General features: G+C 68.8%; 15 protein-coding genes. 7 read left to right on the top strand and 8 right to left on the bottom strand.

Going from position 1 to position 15,750, the window contains the following annotated elements:
• Positions 1-17: 17 nt before the first annotated feature.
• The 3 genes from TSB10P1A_RS05100 to TSB10P1A_RS05090 all read right to left on the bottom strand — a co-directional run bounded on the left by TSB10P1A_RS05100 (position 18) and on the right by TSB10P1A_RS05090 (position 3,586).
• Positions 18-1,724: a methyl-accepting chemotaxis protein gene (locus TSB10P1A_RS05100; protein ID WP_186386828.1), complete on the bottom strand. Its 1,707-nt coding sequence runs from the start codon at positions 1,722-1,724 to the stop codon at positions 18-20.
• A gap of 245 nt (positions 1,725-1,969) precedes the next feature.
• A complete protein-coding gene (locus TSB10P1A_RS05095) occupies positions 1,970-2,884 on the bottom strand; it encodes a thermonuclease family protein (RefSeq protein ID WP_186386827.1) in 915 nt (304 codons plus the stop codon).
• Positions 2,885-2,920: 36 nt separating this feature from the next.
• On the bottom strand, positions 2,921-3,586 hold the full coding sequence (locus TSB10P1A_RS05090) for a helix-turn-helix transcriptional regulator (RefSeq protein WP_186386826.1): 666 nt from the start codon (positions 3,584-3,586) through the stop codon (positions 2,921-2,923).
• 283 nt (positions 3,587-3,869) lie between these two features.
• Here TSB10P1A_RS05090 and TSB10P1A_RS23665 point away from each other — a divergent pair, with 283 nt between their 5' ends.
• Both TSB10P1A_RS23665 and TSB10P1A_RS05080 read left to right on the top strand, forming a co-directional pair.
• Complete coding sequence (locus TSB10P1A_RS23665) at positions 3,870-4,211, top strand: DUF952 domain-containing protein (protein WP_186386825.1); 342 nt, start codon at positions 3,870-3,872, stop codon at positions 4,209-4,211.
• A complete protein-coding gene (locus tag TSB10P1A_RS05080) occupies positions 4,211-5,323 on the top strand; it encodes a quinone-dependent dihydroorotate dehydrogenase (RefSeq protein ID WP_186386824.1) in 1,113 nt (370 codons plus the stop codon). The genes TSB10P1A_RS23665 and TSB10P1A_RS05080 overlap by 1 nt, the downstream gene beginning before the upstream one ends.
• 131 nt (positions 5,324-5,454) lie before the next feature.
• Here TSB10P1A_RS05080 and betB read toward each other — a convergent pair whose 3' ends face one another.
• The 3 genes from betB to betI are packed head-to-tail and all read right to left on the bottom strand — an operon-like array spanning position 5,455 to position 9,253.
• Positions 5,455-6,918 (bottom strand): betaine-aldehyde dehydrogenase, encoded by a 1,464-nt coding sequence (betB, locus tag TSB10P1A_RS05075; protein WP_186386823.1) that lies wholly within the window; start codon positions 6,916-6,918, stop codon positions 5,455-5,457.
• 54 nt (positions 6,919-6,972) lie between these two features.
• Positions 6,973-8,628, bottom strand: a complete 1,656-nt coding sequence (betA, locus tag TSB10P1A_RS05070) for a choline dehydrogenase (RefSeq protein ID WP_208987013.1) — start codon at positions 8,626-8,628, stop codon at positions 6,973-6,975.
• Between the two features lie 4 nt (positions 8,629-8,632).
• Positions 8,633-9,253, bottom strand: coding sequence for a transcriptional regulator BetI (gene betI, locus TSB10P1A_RS05065; RefSeq protein ID WP_186386822.1), 621 nt, complete (start codon positions 9,251-9,253; stop codon positions 8,633-8,635).
• 672 nt (positions 9,254-9,925) lie between these two features.
• Between betI and TSB10P1A_RS05060 the strand changes: the two genes are divergently transcribed.
• The 3 genes from TSB10P1A_RS05060 to choV all read left to right on the top strand — a co-directional run bounded on the left by TSB10P1A_RS05060 (position 9,926) and on the right by choV (position 12,866).
• Entirely contained in the window at positions 9,926-10,873 is a 948-nt protein-coding gene (locus TSB10P1A_RS05060; protein ID WP_186386821.1) for a choline ABC transporter substrate-binding protein, read from the top strand.
• A gap of 116 nt (positions 10,874-10,989) precedes the next feature.
• Positions 10,990-11,838 (top strand): choline ABC transporter permease subunit, encoded by an 849-nt coding sequence (gene choW / locus TSB10P1A_RS05055; RefSeq protein WP_186386820.1) that lies wholly within the window; start codon positions 10,990-10,992, stop codon positions 11,836-11,838.
• Positions 11,835-12,866 carry a choline ABC transporter ATP-binding protein gene (gene choV / locus TSB10P1A_RS05050; protein WP_186386819.1) on the top strand — a complete coding sequence of 344 codons (1,032 nt, stop codon included), beginning with the start codon at positions 11,835-11,837 and terminating at the stop codon, positions 12,864-12,866. Before choW ends, choV begins: the two co-directional genes overlap by 4 nt.
• A gap of 9 nt (positions 12,867-12,875) precedes the next feature.
• Here the strand turns inward: choV and TSB10P1A_RS05045 are convergent, their stop codons facing one another.
• Complete coding sequence (locus TSB10P1A_RS05045) at positions 12,876-14,225, bottom strand: MATE family efflux transporter (protein ID WP_186386818.1); 1,350 nt, start codon at positions 14,223-14,225, stop codon at positions 12,876-12,878.
• 347 nt (positions 14,226-14,572) lie between these two features.
• On the opposite strand from TSB10P1A_RS05045, the gene TSB10P1A_RS05040 reads away from it, so the two are divergent.
• A complete protein-coding gene (locus TSB10P1A_RS05040) occupies positions 14,573-14,881 on the top strand; it encodes a type II toxin-antitoxin system RelE/ParE family toxin (RefSeq protein WP_244292994.1) in 309 nt (102 codons plus the stop codon).
• Positions 14,878-15,201 carry a helix-turn-helix domain-containing protein gene (locus TSB10P1A_RS05035; protein ID WP_186386817.1) on the top strand — a complete coding sequence of 108 codons (324 nt, stop codon included), beginning with the start codon at positions 14,878-14,880 and terminating at the stop codon, positions 15,199-15,201. Before TSB10P1A_RS05040 ends, TSB10P1A_RS05035 begins: the two co-directional genes overlap by 4 nt.
• A 129-nt stretch (positions 15,202-15,330) precedes the next feature.
• Here the strand turns inward: TSB10P1A_RS05035 and TSB10P1A_RS05030 are convergent, their stop codons facing one another.
• On the bottom strand, positions 15,331-15,696 hold the full coding sequence (locus TSB10P1A_RS05030) for a VOC family protein (RefSeq protein WP_186386816.1): 366 nt from the start codon (positions 15,694-15,696) through the stop codon (positions 15,331-15,333).
• Positions 15,697-15,750: the final 54 nt, after the last annotated feature.

Genomic DNA, 15,750 nt, shown 5'->3' with positions numbered 1-15,750 from the left:
TGGGCTGGTCCGGCGCGTCAGGCGGCGCGTACGGTGCGCAGGAAGTCTGCCACCCGGCCGCGCAGCAGTTCCGACTGCTGGGCGAGTTCGCTCGCCGAGGCCAGAACCTGCGAGGAGGCGGAGCTTGCCTCCTGCGCCGCCTGGGTGACCCCGACGATGTTCGACGTCACCTCGCCCGCTCCCTGCGAGGCCTGCTGGACATTGCGGGCGACCTCGGTGGTGGTGTTGCCCTGCTCGCCGACGGCGGTGAAGATCGCGGCGGAGATCTTGCTCATGTCCTCGATGGTGCGGCCGATGCCGGAGATCGCCTCGTTGGCCTCCAGCGTCGAGTTCTGCATCGACTTGATCTGCGTCGAGATCTCGGCGGTGGCCCGTGCCGTCTGCTCGGCCAGGCCCTTGACCTCGTTGGCGACGACGGCAAAGCCGCGGCCGGCCTCGCCGGCGCGCGCCGCCTCGATGGTGGCGTTGAGGGCCAAGAGGTTGGTCTTCTCGGCGATCTCGTCGATCAGGCTGATGATGGCGCCGATCTGGTCGGCATTGCTGCGCAGCTCGCTCATGCGGTCGGCGGTGCGCGTCGCCTCGCTGACGGCGCGGCTGGCGACCTCCCGTGACTGGTCGGCCTGGCGGCCGATCTCGCCGGCGGAGCTGGCCAGTTCCTCGACCGCCGAGGCGACGGTCTGCACGTTCATCGCCGCCTGCTCGGCCGCCGCGGCGACGGAGGCCGACTGGGAGCTGGTCTCCTCGGCGGAGGCGGTCAGCGTGCCGGCCGCGGCCTGCAGCTCGGTCGCCGCCGACGAGACGATGTTGACGATCTCGCCGACCGCGTTCTCGAAGTCGTCCGCCATCTGGTTGAGCGCCGCCTTCTGCCGCTCGGCGGCCAGCGCCTTGGCCTGTTCCTGTTCCTCCCGCATCTGGATCGCTTCCAGGCCGCTGGCGCGGAACACTTCGGCGGCCTTGGCGATGTCGCCGACCTCGTCCTTCCTGTCCTCGCCGACGATCTTCACGTCGTAATTGCCGCGCGCGAGCTCGGCGAGGGTCTCGTTGATCATGCGGATCGGCTTGGCGATGCCGGTCTGACCGATCAGGATGCCGAGGCCGAGCCCGACGATCGTCGCGCCGGCCATGACGATGTAAAGAAGGATCTCCTTGGACTGCGAGACCTCCACGATCTCGGCTTCCAAAGCGGTCGCGCGGCTGATCAGCAGCGTCGTCTGCTCGGTGACGATGGTCCGCGCGGCAACGGTGTTGTCCCGGCTCTCCATGGCGAGTTCGACGAGTTGCCGGGCCTGGTCCGGCGTCGCGGTGCCGCGCACCTGGCCGGCGAGCGCCATCGTCTTTTCGGACGAGGCGACCAGCCTGGCGACCGCCGGCTCGGCTTGCCGCAGGAGGGCCTGTACCTCTTGCACCGCCGAGGAGCGGATCATGTCGAGATAGCCGCCGAGCCGCGCGACGTCTTCCCGATAGGCGTCGCTGGTGGGTTTGATGAGATCTTCGCGCGGCGCGGTCGCGACCAGCAGTTCGGCGCGGTTGATGCTCAGGATGAGCTGGTTGAGGCGGGCCGAGGCGACGGCCCGGTTCGCGGCCTGCATGGCGTATTCGGCATCGGTTGCCACAACGCGAAGGGCGGAGATGCCGACCAGTCCGACCGCGATCATCGCGATGTTCAACAAGATGACGACGGAAAGGATCTTCGGCGTGATGCGATAGGACTTCAGTGATAACATTCTTTGGCTCCTTATGAGCTGTCGGGTTAAACCCGCGAAAACTATATCGATAATGTGGTTAATCGCCTGTTAAGCTTAATGGCCGCCGAAATTGATCGCATTGAATTTGCTTGCAAAATGCAGCGCAGGGTGGGGAGAGGCGCCAATGTCCGCTATCGGAGATTGCAAGTAACGGAAGATATTGCTCTTCAAATATAATTTCGATGTTCAGTTTATTTCTGAAGTTGAAAATGCCGAACGCGACGTCACCGGGCGTTGCCCGGATGCCAGGGCGTATCGGTGATCTCGACGGGAGGCAGGTCGAGCGGCAAGGCCTGGGGGCCGCCAGGGTTGCCGCCGGGCTGCCGTGCGGCCGAATGTGAAGGGTCCGTCAGGTCGCCAGGCAAGGGCAAGGCGGGGAGGGATGAACCGGGGGAGAGCGCCGGGCCGTCGAGCTGCCAGATGCCGCGGCGCGCTTCGCGCGCGGCCGCTGCCTCCGCGAGAAGCTCCTCGCTCGCGCCCTCGCCGGGGCGCGCCCAGCCCTGCGCCACCATCCAGGCGGCCAGGTCCGTGCCCTGGCGGCGGCAGCGGGCCAGCACGACGCCGGTCGGCGTGTCCTGCATGTCCTCGCAGGTGATGGCATGGCGCAGCACCAGGGCGCGCAGCGCCGTGCGCGCCCGCATGCCGCAGGGCCAGGTGCCGCCGAGACGCGAGGGACAGGTCTCCGCCGGGCCGGGCGCGTCGATGCCGGCAAGGCGGATGGTCAGGTGCTTGGCGCGGAAGCTGCCGGCGTCCAGCACCAAGGGCTGGTGAAAGGTGATCTCGCTCGGGATCTCCCGCTCGGGCAGCTTCGGCAATTGCGGGGCGACGCGCTTCAGCGGGCCGGACACCTGTGGCGGCGGCAGGATGTCGGAGGGCGTCACATTGCGGATCGAGGCGGGATCCGGTGCCTCGGGCAGGACCGGCGCGGACGGCGCCGGGTCGGGGGAGGAAGGCGAAGCCGGGGCGATGACGGTCTGCGCCTGCTGTGGTGCTGGTGCCTGTGCCGATGCCGGTGCGGGCGCCGATCCGCCGGCTGTCTCGCCGGCGAGCATGGCTCTCACAAGGCCGCCGCTGCCGTAGTCGGCGGCGAGCGCGAGGGCGCCGGCGATCAGCACTGCGATGATAAGGGTGCGTCCCATGCCTGTCCTGCCTGGCCCGTTCCTTCCGAGGCGCCGCTACTGGCTCGCCCAGATGATCCGCGCCATCCACACCACCTCGTCGGCGGCAAGGCGCTCGGGCGCGCTCTCCGCGTCGAGCGGCGACAATTCGATGCGCCCGCGCAGGCGCCGGTCGAAGATCCGCGCCCTCAGTTCGCCCGAAACGAGCCGCAGCGCCACCCGGTCGCCGCGCAGGATCGCCCGCTTCGGCGAGATGACGATGACGTCGCCCTCCCGGTAGAACGGCAGCATGCCGTCGTCGGTGACGCGGATGGCGCAGTCCTCGCACGGGATCTCCGACGGGCTGCTCTGCCGCTCGCCCTCCAGCATCGCCGGCATGTCGCCGTCGTGGAAGAAGCCGTTCACCGCCGGAAGGACCCCGGCCTGCGCCGTGCCGCGCGGCAACGGCAGGCGGTCGCCATCGGCCATGCCGACCGGCGCCCGCTCCGGGTCCGGCCCGTTGACCAGCGCGACGAAGTCGGCGAGGTCCGAGCGGGTGGCGCCGAGGATCTTGGCGATCGACTCCATCGACGGCCAGCGCGGCCGGCCGTCGGCGGCCGTGCGCTTCGACGGGTTGAAGGTGGTCGGATCCAGACCCGCGCGCCGGGCAAGGCCGGACGGCGTCAGCCCGTTGCGCCGGGCAAGCAGATCGATGGCCGACCAGAGGGTCTCATGCGAAAGCATGGTTTGGCTCCGCTGCCGCCTGCCAGGGAACGGCCCTGGCCGGTTGGCCTGTTGCTGCGGCCGCCGCGGGGCGGCCGGACGCCGGGGAGCGGTCGCGGCCGCCCGTCCCGCGCTTCCTGTCCGGGTTATCCCCGTTACGGGTATATATTCCTAATGACGGTCGAGTGCCAGTCCGCCCCGGCGCATGCGCCGCCGCTTTCCCCCAGAGCCGGCCTTGTCTGAGCGGCCCGCAGCCTGTAATTCGGCGCGCAAGCCTTCTTCACGCACAGGAACGGGCCGCCCCATGACGTTGATCTACAAGATTTCTCCGGCCAAGGACTGGCGAGAGGCCGAGGCCGAGGGGCGGTTCTCCGGCGCGCCGGTGGATCTGGCCGACGGGTTCATCCACTTTTCCGCCGCCGAGCAGGTGCGCGAGACCGCGGCAAAGCACTTCGCCGGACAGCAGGGACTTGTCCTCGTCGCGGTGGAGGCCGAGGCGCTGGGCGAGGGCCTGAAATGGGAGCCCTCGCGCGGCGGGGCGCTGTTCCCGCATCTCTACGGCGAGCTGGAGATGTCGGCGGTGCGCTGGGTGCGCGAGTTGCCGCTGGGAGCCGATGGCGCCCACCTCTTCCCGGAGGCGATGTGATGTTCTCCTCCGCCGTCGACGCGCTTGCCCGCAAGGCGCTGTTTTCTCTCGATGCGGAAACCGCGCACGGGCTGACCGTGAAGGCGCTGGCGAGCGGCCTCACGCCGGCCTGCAAGGCGCCGCAGGACGGCCGGCTGGCGGTGAGGCTCGCCGATCTCGTCTTTCCCAACCCGCTCGGCATGGCCGCCGGCTTCGACAAGAACGGCGAGGTGCCCGACGCGCTGCTGGCGCTCGGCTTCGGCTTCACCGAGGCCGGTACGGTGACGCCGCTGGCCCAGGCCGGCAATCCGCGCCCGCGCGTCTTTCGTCTGCCCGCCGACCGGGGCGTGATCAACCGGCTCGGCTTCAACAACGAGGGCCATGCGGCGCTGCGCGCCCGGCTTGCGGCGCGGCGCCATCGCGGCGGCATCGTCGGGGTCAATGTCGGGGCCAACAAGGACGCGGCCGACCGCATCGCCGACTATGTCGCCGGCATCGAGACTTTCGCCGATCTTGCCTCCTATTTCGCGGTCAACATCTCCTCGCCGAACACGCCGGGCCTGCGCGACCTGCAGGCGCGCGAGGCGCTGAAGGAACTGCTCGGCCGGGTGATGGAGGCGCGGGAGAAGATGGCGGGCGTCCACGGGCGTTCGGTGCCGGTGCTCTTGAAGATCGCGCCGGACATGGACGAGGCCGGGCTCGACGACATCGCCGCCGAGGTGCTGGCCGCCGGCATCGACGGGCTGATCGTCTCCAACACGACGCTGGCGCGCAATGGCCTTGCCGACCGCAAGGGCGCGGCCGAGGCGGGCGGATTGTCGGGGCGGCCGCTGTTTCGCCGCTCCACCATCGCGCTCGCCCGCATGCGCCTGCGGGTCGGTCCGCGCCTGCCGATCGTCGGCGTCGGCGGCATCGACAGCGGCGAGGCGGCCTGGACCAAGATCACGGCCGGCGCCACTCTGCTGCAGCTCTATACCGGCCTCGTCTACGAGGGGCCGGGGCTGGTGGGGCGCATCCTGACGCATCTGTCCGCCTGCCTCGACCGGCACGGGCTCGCCCATCTCGGCGAGGCGAGCGGCCGCAATGCGGAGGCCTGGGCCAAGGCCGACCCGGACGGGCAGGGGAGCGTGTGAGGCTTCCCTAACGATGCCTGATCAGGCATATTTCGGGCGTTACGGCCTTGAGACCCGCGGGCGCAAGCCCCCCTCATCGCCACAGGACGTTGCAAGGCCCGCCCCTCGAGGCGGGCCTTCGCGTTTCGCCCTCAATAGGCGCTGGCGACGTCGCCGAGTTCCACGTAGACGGACTTCACCTGGCTGTAGTGCTCGATGGCGGCATGGCCGTTCTCGCGGCCGATGCCGGACTTCTTGTAGCCGCCGAAGGGCATGGCGATCGGCGTCAGGTTGTAGGTGTTGATCCAGCAGGTGCCGGCATGCAGCGCGCCGATCACCCTATGGGCGCGGGAAATGTCGCGGGTGAAGACGCCGGCGGCAAGGCCGAACTCGGTCGCGTTGGCGCGCGCCACCGCTTCCTCCTCGCTGTCGAAGTCGAGCACGCACATCACCGGGCCGAAGATCTCCTCGCGCGCGATCGTCATGTGGTCGGCGACATCGGCAAAGACCGTCGGCTCGACGAACAGCCCGTCCGGAAAGCCTTGTACGGTGGCGCGGCCGCCGCCGCAGACAAGCCGCGCGCCCTCAGCCCGGCCGGCCTCAATATAGCCGAGCACCTTGTCGAGCTGGGCTTGCGAGACCAGCGGGCCGGTGTCGACGCTCTCGTCCATCGGGTCGCCGAACCGTGCCCGCGCCGTGCGCTCGGCGAGCCGCGCGAGAAACGCCTCCTTCAGCCCCTTCTGCACGAAGACGCGGGTGCCGTTCGAGCAGACCTGGCCGGAGGAGTAGAAATTGGCGTTGATCGCCGCCGACACCGCATTGTCGAGATGGGCGTCGTCGAAGACGATCAGCGGCGACTTGCCGCCGAGCTCCAGCGTCACGTGCTTGAGCGTGCGCGCGGCGATCTCGGCGACCTTGGTGCCGGTGGGGACGGAGCCGGTCAGCGAGACCTTGGCGACATCGGGATGCTCGACGAGGTGCGCGCCGGTCTCGCCATAGCCCTGCACCACGTTGAAGACCCCGTCCGGCAGGCCGGCCTCTTTCAGGATTTCGGCCAGCTTCAAGGCGCTGAGCGGGGTCAGCTCCGACGGCTTGAACACGACCGCATTGCCGCAGGCAAGCGCCGGCGCCGCCTTCCAGCAGGCGATCTGGATCGGATAGTTCCAGGCGCCGATGGCGCCGACGACGCCGAGCGGCTCGCGCCGCGTATAGGCGAAGGAGCCGCCGAGATCGATGTGCTCGCCGGTCAGCGTCGCGGCAAGGCCGCCGTAATATTCCAGGCAATCCGCGCCCGATGCGGCGTCCGCCACCAGGGTTTCCTGCAGCGGCTTGCCGGTGTCCAGCGTCTCCAGCTCGGACAGCTCGCGGTTGCGCGCGCGCAGGAGATCGGCCGCCCGCCGCAGCACCCGCCCGCGCTCGGCCGCCGGCGTCGCCGCCCAGACGCGAAAGCCGGAGCGGGCCGCCGCAACGGCGGCGTTGACCGTCTCGGAGCCGGCCGCGCACAGCCGGGCGATCACCTCGCCGGTCGCCGGATAGCGGTCCTCGATCGGCCGTCCATGCGGGTCTTCCTGATAGGCGCCGTTGATGAAATGCGAGGCGGGGGGCTGGGCACGCATGAACTCTCTCCTGGCGGACACGAACGAATGACGGTGCAAGATCAGTGTAAAGCGTCAGCGCTGCGCTGTCCGCCAGTTCGGATGGATCCACGGCTGCTTGTTGGAGCGCGGCAGCGGCTCGCGCCCCATGACGTGGTCGGCGATCTTCTCCCCGACCATGATCGAGGGGGCGTTGAGATTGCCGTTGGTGATCTGCGGGAAGATCGAGCTGTCGGCAACGCGCAAGCCTTCCACCCCGATCACCCGGCCCTGCGGGTCGACCACCGCGAGCGGATCGTCGGCCGCGCCCATGCGGCAGGTGCCGCAGGGGTGATAGGCGCTTTCGGCGTGTTCGCGGATGAAGTCGTCGAGCTCGGCGTCGGACTGGACGGCCTCGCCCGGCTGGATCTCGCGGCCGCGATAGGGGGCGAAGGCCTCCTGGCCGAAGATCTCCCGCGTCAGGCGGATGGCGGTGCGGAACTCCTGCCAGTCGTCCGGGTGGGACATGTAGTTGAACAGGATCGAGGGCGCGGCCATCGGGTCCGGCGAGGTCAGCGCCACGCGGCCGCGCGACTTCGAGCGCATCGGCCCGACATGCGCCTGGAAGCCGTGCCCTTCGGCCGCCGCCTTGCCGTCGTAGCGCACGGCGAAGGGCAGGAAATGGTACTGGATGTCGGGATAGTCGATGCCGGCGCGCGAACGGATGAAGGCGCAGGCCTCGAAATGGTTGGAGGCGCCGAGCCCGGCGCCGAAGAACAGCCACTGCGCCCCGATCATCGCTTTCGAGATCAGGTTCCAGTGCTTGTAAAGGGTGATCGGCTGGATGCAGGCCTGCTGGATGTAGAGCTCCAGATGGTCCTGCAGGTTGGCGCCGACGCCCGGCCGGTCGGCCAGCACCGGCAGGCCGAGGGCGCGCAGCGCGGCCGCATTGCCGATCCCTGAGAGCATCAGGATCTTCGGCGAGTTGATCGAGGAGGCGGCAAGGATCACCTCGGCCGAGGCGCTTACCCTCTCGAGGCGCCCGCCGCGCCGGAACTCGACGCCGGTGGCGCGCTGCCCGTCGAACAGCACGCGGGTGACGGTGGCGCCGGTGAACAGGTGGATGTTGGGCCGCTTCAGGGCGGGGCGCAGATAGGCATTGGCGGTGGACCAGCGCCGGCCCCGCCACACGGTCATCTCCATGTCGCCGAAGCCTTCCTGCTTCAGGCCGTTATAGTCCGCCGTCGTCTCGTAGCCGGCCTGGCGCCCGGCCTCGACGAAGGCGGCATAGAGCGGGTTCCATTTGGTGCCGCGGGTGACATGCAGCGGGCCGGAGGTGCCGCGCACGCCGGCCTCGCCGCCATGGCTCGTCTCCATCCGCTCGAAATAGGGGGCGACATCGGCATGGGACCAGCCGCGCGCGCCCATCTCCTCCCAGGTGTCGAAGTCGCGCGCATGGCCGTGCACATAGACCATGCCGTTGACCGAGGAGGAGCCGCCGATGACCCGCCCGCGCGGGGTCGCCAGCCGGCGGCCGCCGAGATGCGGCTCGGGCTCGCTCTGAAAGCCCCAGTCGTAGCGGGACATGTTCATCGGATAGCTGAGCGCCGCCGGCATCTGGATGAAGGGGCCGATGTCCGTTCCGCCGGCCTCCAGCACCAGAACCTTGTTGGCCGGGTCCTCCGACAGGCGATAGGCGAGGGCGGCACCGGCCGAGCCGGAGCCGACGACGATATGGGTGGCGTCCTGCATGGGTCTATCCGTTTCCCTGAGGTCCGGTGTCGGTGAGGGCGAGCGAGGGGGCGCCGATCTGGCGCTCGACATAGTCCTCGACCCGGCGGATGGCGGTGCGCGGCTGCGGCGGTCCGTCGGCGAAGATGCGCTGCAGCCACAGCCCGTCGATCATCGCCGCGGTGCCTTCCGCCGCATGGCGGGCGCGCTCGCCGGGAATGAGCGCGGCGAAGGCATGGGCGAGATTGGACACCAGCCGCCGGTGATAGATCCGCAGCAGGCGGCGGGTTTCCGCGTCGGTGCGCGCCTGCAGGTAGAAGGCGAGCCAGGCCGAGATCAGCGCCGGCTGGAACTGGGTCGGCGCGAAGCTTGCCGAAATCATCGCCGAGATGCGCTGGCGCGGGCCGGCGGCGCCGGCCATCCGCTCGCGGGTCTCGCGCGACAGGTCGGTCAGCAGGAAGCGCATGGTGGCGTTGAGCAGCCCGGCCTTGGAGCCGAAATAGTGATGGGCGAGGCCGCCCGAGACGCCGGCGCGCCGCGCGATTTCGGCCATCGTCGCATCGCCGAAGCCGCGCTCGTGGATCGTCTCGACGGTGGCGTCGATCAAGGCCTTGCGGCGATGGGTTTCCATTCCGATTCGCGGCATCTGCGCTCCGTTTCCAGCCCGCCCCGTTCGTTCTGAAGGTTGCCGGTGCTCGCCGGCCGCGCCATCGGGCAGCCCCATGGTGGAAGATCTCCCGTGCCGGCCACCCTTGCTGTCGATGCCGCGGGCGATCTCGCAGGGCTGACGCCGCAGGGTTGACGGGCAGACACGATGCGTGCGCGACCCGCCACGGGATACGACCCGAGCCAGCGCGCCTTGCTCTCCAACAAGTAATTTTGATTGGCCGTTCAATCAACGAAAAAACGAAAAATGCGCGGGGAATTGCACATGCCGTTCAAAAGTGGTTTGATGTATGACGAAACGGGCAGGGAGGTCCGGTTCATTCGGCCGGGGGTTGCACGCCGCGATTTGCAGTTCGGAATTGCGCTTCGGAAGTCGCCATCAGGGGTATGCTGTCCGGGATGCGCTGTCCGGACGCGGCGCCTCGGCTTGGCCTCGAAATCGGGGGCACTGCGGCCCCGCTGCCGGTGCGCGGGACCTTCCGCCCTCCTTCGAACCCTTGCGCGCCGCAGCTTGCGGGCCGCGCGTCGGGACCTTGCGCCGCCGCGTTTCGCGGCCGGCTCCCAACGGCGCGGGCAGCCTTGCCGCCGTGCCGCAACCCAGCATGCGGGCCGGCCCTTCCGGTCGTCCCGCCCGTCAGGAGGACACACGCTGATGACCACCCTTGCCCTGCGCTTCGGCGCCGCAGCCCTTGCCCTGGGTCTGGCCGCACCGACCGCCCTGGCGGCGGACGCCGAAGCCTGCAAGACCGTCCGCTTCTCCGATGTCGGCTGGACCGACATCACCGCCACCACCGCCACCGCCTCGGTGGTGCTGGAGGCGCTGGGCTATGTAAGCGACGTGAAGATCCTCTCGGTGCCGGTCACCTATGCCTCGCTGAAGAACAAGGACATCGACGTCTTCCTCGGCAACTGGATGCCGACCATGGAGGGCGACATCGCCGCCTATCGCGAGGACGGCTCGGTGGAGACCGTGCGCGCCAACCTGGAAGGCGCCAAGTACACGCTCGCCGTGCCGCGCTACACCTATGACAAGGGCCTGAAGTCCTTCGCCGATATCGCCAAGTTCAAGGACGATCTCGACGGCAAGATCTACGGCATCGAGGCCGGCAACGACGGCAACCGCCTGATCATCGACATGATCGAGGGCGACATGTTCGGCCTCAAGGACTTCCAGATCGTCGAAAGCTCCGAGGCCGGCATGCTGTCGCAGGTCTCGCGCGCCGTGCCGCGCAAGCAGGACGTGGTCTTCCTCGGCTGGGAGCCGCATCCGATGAACGCCAATATCGACATGGCCTATCTGGAGGGGGGCGACGAGGTGTTCGGTCCCGATCTCGGCGGCGCGACGATCTACACCAATGTGCGCGCCGGCTATGTAGCCGAGTGCCCGAATGTCGGCAAGTTCCTGCAGAACCTGGTGTTCTCGCTGCAGATGGAAAACGAGATCATGGGCGCGATCCTCAATGACGGCACTGAGCCGAACGCGGCCGCGACCGCCTGGCTGAAGGACAACCCGGGCGTCGCCGAGGCCTGGCTCGATGGCGTCACCACCTTCGACGGCGGCGATGCCACGGCCGCCCTGAAGGGCGCCCTCGGCCTTTAGAGCCTCCCGCCCGCCCGCGCAGCCTGGAACGGGGTGCGCGGGCGGGCCGCATCCGCCCAAGCGGGCCGGCGCCAAGCCCCCGCACAAGATGACAAGACCGGACGGCGAGGCTGCGCGTGGACTGGCTCACCCAATACAAGATCCCTATCGGCCCCTGGGCCAAGGCGGTGGTCGACTGGCTGACCGCCAATGCCTATTGGGTGTTCGACGGCATCTCGGCGGTGCTCGAAACCCTGATCCGGGCCATTCTCTGGCTGTTGCAGGCGCCCGGCCCGCTGGCGGTCGTGGTCCTCGCGAGCGCGCTGGCCTTCGCGGTGCAGCGGCGGGTCTCCTTCGCGCTGTTCGTCGCCGCCAGCCTGCTTCTCATCATCAACCAGGGCTACTGGAAGCAGACGACCGAGACCCTGTCGCTGGTGATCGCCGCCTCCGCCGTGTGCATGGCGATCGGCGTGCCGCTCGGCGTTGCCGCCGCGCACCGGCCGAAGCTCTTTGCCGCCATGCGCCCCGTCCTCGACCTGATGCAGACGATCCCGACCTTCGTCTATCTGATCCCGGCGCTGATCCTGTTCGGCCTCGGCATGGTGCCGGGCCTGATCGCCACGGTGATCTTCGCGATCCCCGCGCCGATCCGCCTGACCCGGCTCGGCGTTGCCTCCACCCCGCGGCAGTTGATCGAGGCGGGCGAGGCCTTCGGCGCCACCGGCTGGCAGTTGCTGTGGAAGGTCGAACTGCCCTACGCCCTGCCGCAGATCATGGCCGGGCTGACCCAGACCATCATGCTGTCGCTGTCGATGGTGGTAATCGCCGCCCTGGTCGGCGCCGACGGGCTCGGCGTGCCGACCCTGCGCGCGCTCAACACCGTCAACATCGCGCAAGGTTTCGAGGTCGGCATCGCCATCGTGCTGGTCGCCATCATGCTCGACCGCTTCTTCCGCACCCGCGACGAAGGCGAGGGCAGCCGATGACCGCCGCCGTCTCGTTCCGCAATGTCGACATCGTCTTCGGCAAGCGCCAGCACGCCGCCCTGCCGCTGATCGATGCCGGCCGCAGCCGCGCCGAGATCCAGAAGGAAACCGGCCAGATCCTCGGCGTCGCCGGCGCCAGCTTCGACATCCGCGTCGGCGAGCTGATCGTGCTGATGGGCCTGTCGGGCTCCGGCAAGTCGACGCTGCTGCGCGCCGTCAACGGGCTCAACCGGGTCACCCGCGGCGAGGTGCTGGTGCACAATGGCGCGGCTTCCGTGAACCCCTCCGCCTGCACGCCGCAGGAACTGCGGGCCCTGCGCCGCGGCCGCATCGCCATGGTGTTCCAGCAATTCGCGCTGCTGCCCTGGCGCACGGTGCGCGAGAATGTCGGCTTCGGGCTGGAGCTGGCCGGAATGCCGGCGCGCGAGCGCCGCCAGAAGGTCGACGCGCAACTGGAGCTGGTCGGCCTTGCCCAATGGGGCGACAAATATGTCCACGAGCTCTCCGGCGGCATGCAGCAGCGCGTCGGGCTGGCCCGCGCCTTCGCCACCGACGCGCCGATCCTGTTGATGGACGAGCCGTTCTCGGCGCTCGATCCGCTGATCCGCGGCCATCTGCAGGACGAGCTGCTGGCGCTGCAGGACAAGCTCAACAAGACCATCGTCTTCGTCAGCCACGATCTCGACGAGGCGGCGAAGATCGGCAACCGCATCGCCATCATGGAAGGCGGGCGGGTGATCCAGCTCGGCACGCCGCAGCAGATCGTGCGCAAGCCGGCGAACGAGTATGTCGCCGACTTCGTGGCGCATATGAACCCGCTCGGGGTGCTGCGCGCCCGCGACATCATGCGTCCGCTGACCGAGGGCGAGGCCGGCACGCTGGAGGGCACGCCGCGCTGCGCGCCGAAGACGCCGGTGCGCGAGGTGATCGCCCTGAAGCGGGCGAGCGTGCGGCCGGTGCTGGTGTGCGAGGGCGACACGCCGCTCGGCCTCGTCGGCGAGGGCGAGATCCTCGATTGCCTGCGGTAATGCTGGTGGTTATACGGCGTGTGCGGGAAAGGTCTCCCGTGCGCGTCGGCCGGTGATCGCCAGCAGCGAAAAGCCGCGCGCCGCCAGGAACACGGTGAAGGCCAGCCACAGGCCGTGATTGCCGAGCGCCGGGAAGGCCGCCCAATAGACGGCGAAATACAGCACCAGCGACACCAGCATCATGTTGCGCATGTCGCGCGACCAGGTGGCGCCGATGAACACCCCGTCCATCTGGAAGGCGAGGACGCCGAGCAGCGGCGTCGCCGCCGCCCAGCCGAGATAGATTATGGCCGTCTGGCGCACATCCTCCGCCGTCGTCATCGCGCGGATGAGCAGCGGGCCGGCGACGAAGAACACCAGCGAGATCAGCCCGGCCAGCACAAAGCCCCACAGGAGGCTGAGCTTCAGCGAACGGTCGAAGGCGGGGCGGTAGCGCGCGCCGACGGCGCGGCCGGCAAGCTGCTCGGCCGCCGTCGCCAGCCCGTCGAGGAAGAAGCTCGCCACCATGAAGAACTTTTCCAGGACGGCATTGGCCGCCAGTACGGTGTCGCCTTGCGCCGCCGAGCGCGACATGAAGAAGGCGAAGGCGGTGATCAGCGCGAAGGAGCGGATCAGGATGTCGCCGTTGAGCGCCATCATCCGCGTGAAGCGGGCCTTGTCGAAGATCTGCGCCCGGGTGGGGAGCGGGCGGCCCGAAAGCGCGCGGGCGGCGACCACCGTGCCGGCCAGGGCGGTCAGCGCCTCGGCGACGACGGTGGCGGCGGCGACGCCGGCGACGCCCCATTCGAGATACAGCACGAAGAGGACGGAGAGGGCGATGTTGATGCCGTTCAGCCAGCTCTGCAGGCCGAGCGCGGTCATCGCCTGGCCGCGGCCGATGAACCAGCCGAGAAAGGCGTAATTGGCCAGCGCCAGCGGCGCGGAGAGGGCGCGGATGGCGAAATAGCTGGCGGTCGCCGCCTGCACCTCGGCGCTGCCGCCCATCAGCCACAGGCCGGCGGTGAGCGCCGGCTGCTGCAGCACGATCACCGCCGCGCCGAGCGCCAATGCCAGCAGCACGGCGCGGAAGAGGACCGCGCGCTCCTCCTCGCCGTCGCCGGCCCCGCTCGCCTGCGCGGTCAGCCCCGTGGTGCCGGCGCGCAGGAAGTTGAAGCTGGTGAAGACGATGTCGAACAGCACGCCGCCAAGCGCGATGCCGCCGAGCAGCGCGGCATCGCCGAGCTGGCCGATCACCGCGGTGTCGATGAGCCCGAGCAGCGGCGTCGACAGATAGGCGAGCGTCATCGGCACGGCGATGGCAAGGACGCTGCGGCTGGTCACATCGAACGGGCGCACGGCGCCGGAGGGCTGGCTCGTCATCTGGCTTGCTCTGAAACGGGGGCGCGGACGCGGGCGGGAGAGTCGTCTTCCCGGAACGCTAGCGAACAAAGGCGGAACGGTCAAACGGGATATGACGGGGCAGGGGCGGCGCGAGACCGCGTCCGGTCGTTCCTTCGGGCTTTCGCCCGGCACCCTCCTTGCGTCTTCCCGGGCGAGCCTCGCGATCCGTCCGGCTGTGAGGTTCGAACATCCTTCTTGAAGAATATATCCAAAAAGGTATATTTCCCCATGAGCCAATCTCCGCCACCGTCGCGCAAAAAACCGCTGCATTGGGTTGGATCGTCGAAGGCTGATTTCATGGCGTTCCCGATCCGGTGAAGGGCGACATGGGATATGCCCTCGGCGTTGCTCAACTCGGCGGCAAGCACCCGCAAGCCAAGCCATGGAAAGGCGAGGGGCCTGGCGTGTTCGAGGTTGTGGAGCGACATGACGGCGATGCCTATCGCGCCATCTATACGGTGCGCTTCGAGGGTGTGGTGTGCGTGCTCCATGCCTTTCAGAAGAAGTCACCGTCAGGCATTCGCACCGCGCAGCCGGATGTCGAGCTGGTTCGAGAACGCCTGAAACGGGCGCGGGCCGATTACGAAGCGAACAGCCACCGTCCGACGCCACAAGGGAAAGCAGGGCGAACATGACCGACGACATCACACACGGCACCGGCAACGTCTTTGCCGATATCGGGCTGCCCGATGCGTCCGAACGCCAGACCAAGACCCGCCTGGCGATGGCGATCAATGAAATCGTCAAATCCCGTCGTCTGCGCCAGCTCGACACGGCGCGGCTGCTTGGTATCCCGCAGCCGAAAGTCTCGGCGCTGGTCAACTACCGGCTCGACGGGTTTTCCGTCGAAAAGTTGATGAGCTTCCTGACGGCGCTCGATCAGGACGTCGAAATCCTGATCCGTCCACGCATGCGCGGCGGCGCGGGGGAAATCTCCGTCCTGTCGGTGCGGTGAGTTCTCCAGGTTGTCTACTGTGATGTAGCTCCGCAACCTCGGCGGCTCGCCGGTTCCGGGTCGCGGCTTCGCCTTGCCCGGAATGACGAAGGAAAGGGCGGTGCGGGGAAGCCGCGCTGTGCTTTCGTCTCAGCTTTCCTGCGCATGCTCCAGGATGTTGAGCAGGCGCCCGTTCGGGTCGCGCAGGAACAGGCGGCGCACGCCCCAGGGCTCAAGGGCCGGCCCGTATTCGGGCTGAAGGCCCGCGCGCTCGATGCGGGCGATCACCGCGTCGAGGTCGTCCACCTCGATGGAGAGGTCCGGCACCGGGGTGCCCGAGCCACCTTGCGTGGCGATGCCGATCTGCGGGCGCGCCGGGCTGGGGGCGTCGGCGGCGAGCGTGACGATCCAGCCGTGGTCCATCACCGGCTGGAGGCCGAGAATGTCCCGGTAGAAGGCCTGCGAGGGGCCGGTGTCGGTGACGGCGATGTTCGCGACGATGCGCCTGACGGTCATGCGGTGCTCCCTGAAACGCTGCGGGAGAGGGTAGGCGATGCGGCGACGGGTGCA

The sequence above is a fragment of the Stappia sp. TSB10P1A genome, from assembly GCF_900185725.1.
In the GTDB taxonomy this organism is placed as follows: Bacteria; Pseudomonadota; Alphaproteobacteria; order Rhizobiales; family Stappiaceae; genus Stappia.
The sequence above is the reverse complement of the archived record's forward strand: the minus strand, read 5'-3'. Positions and strand labels throughout refer to the sequence as shown.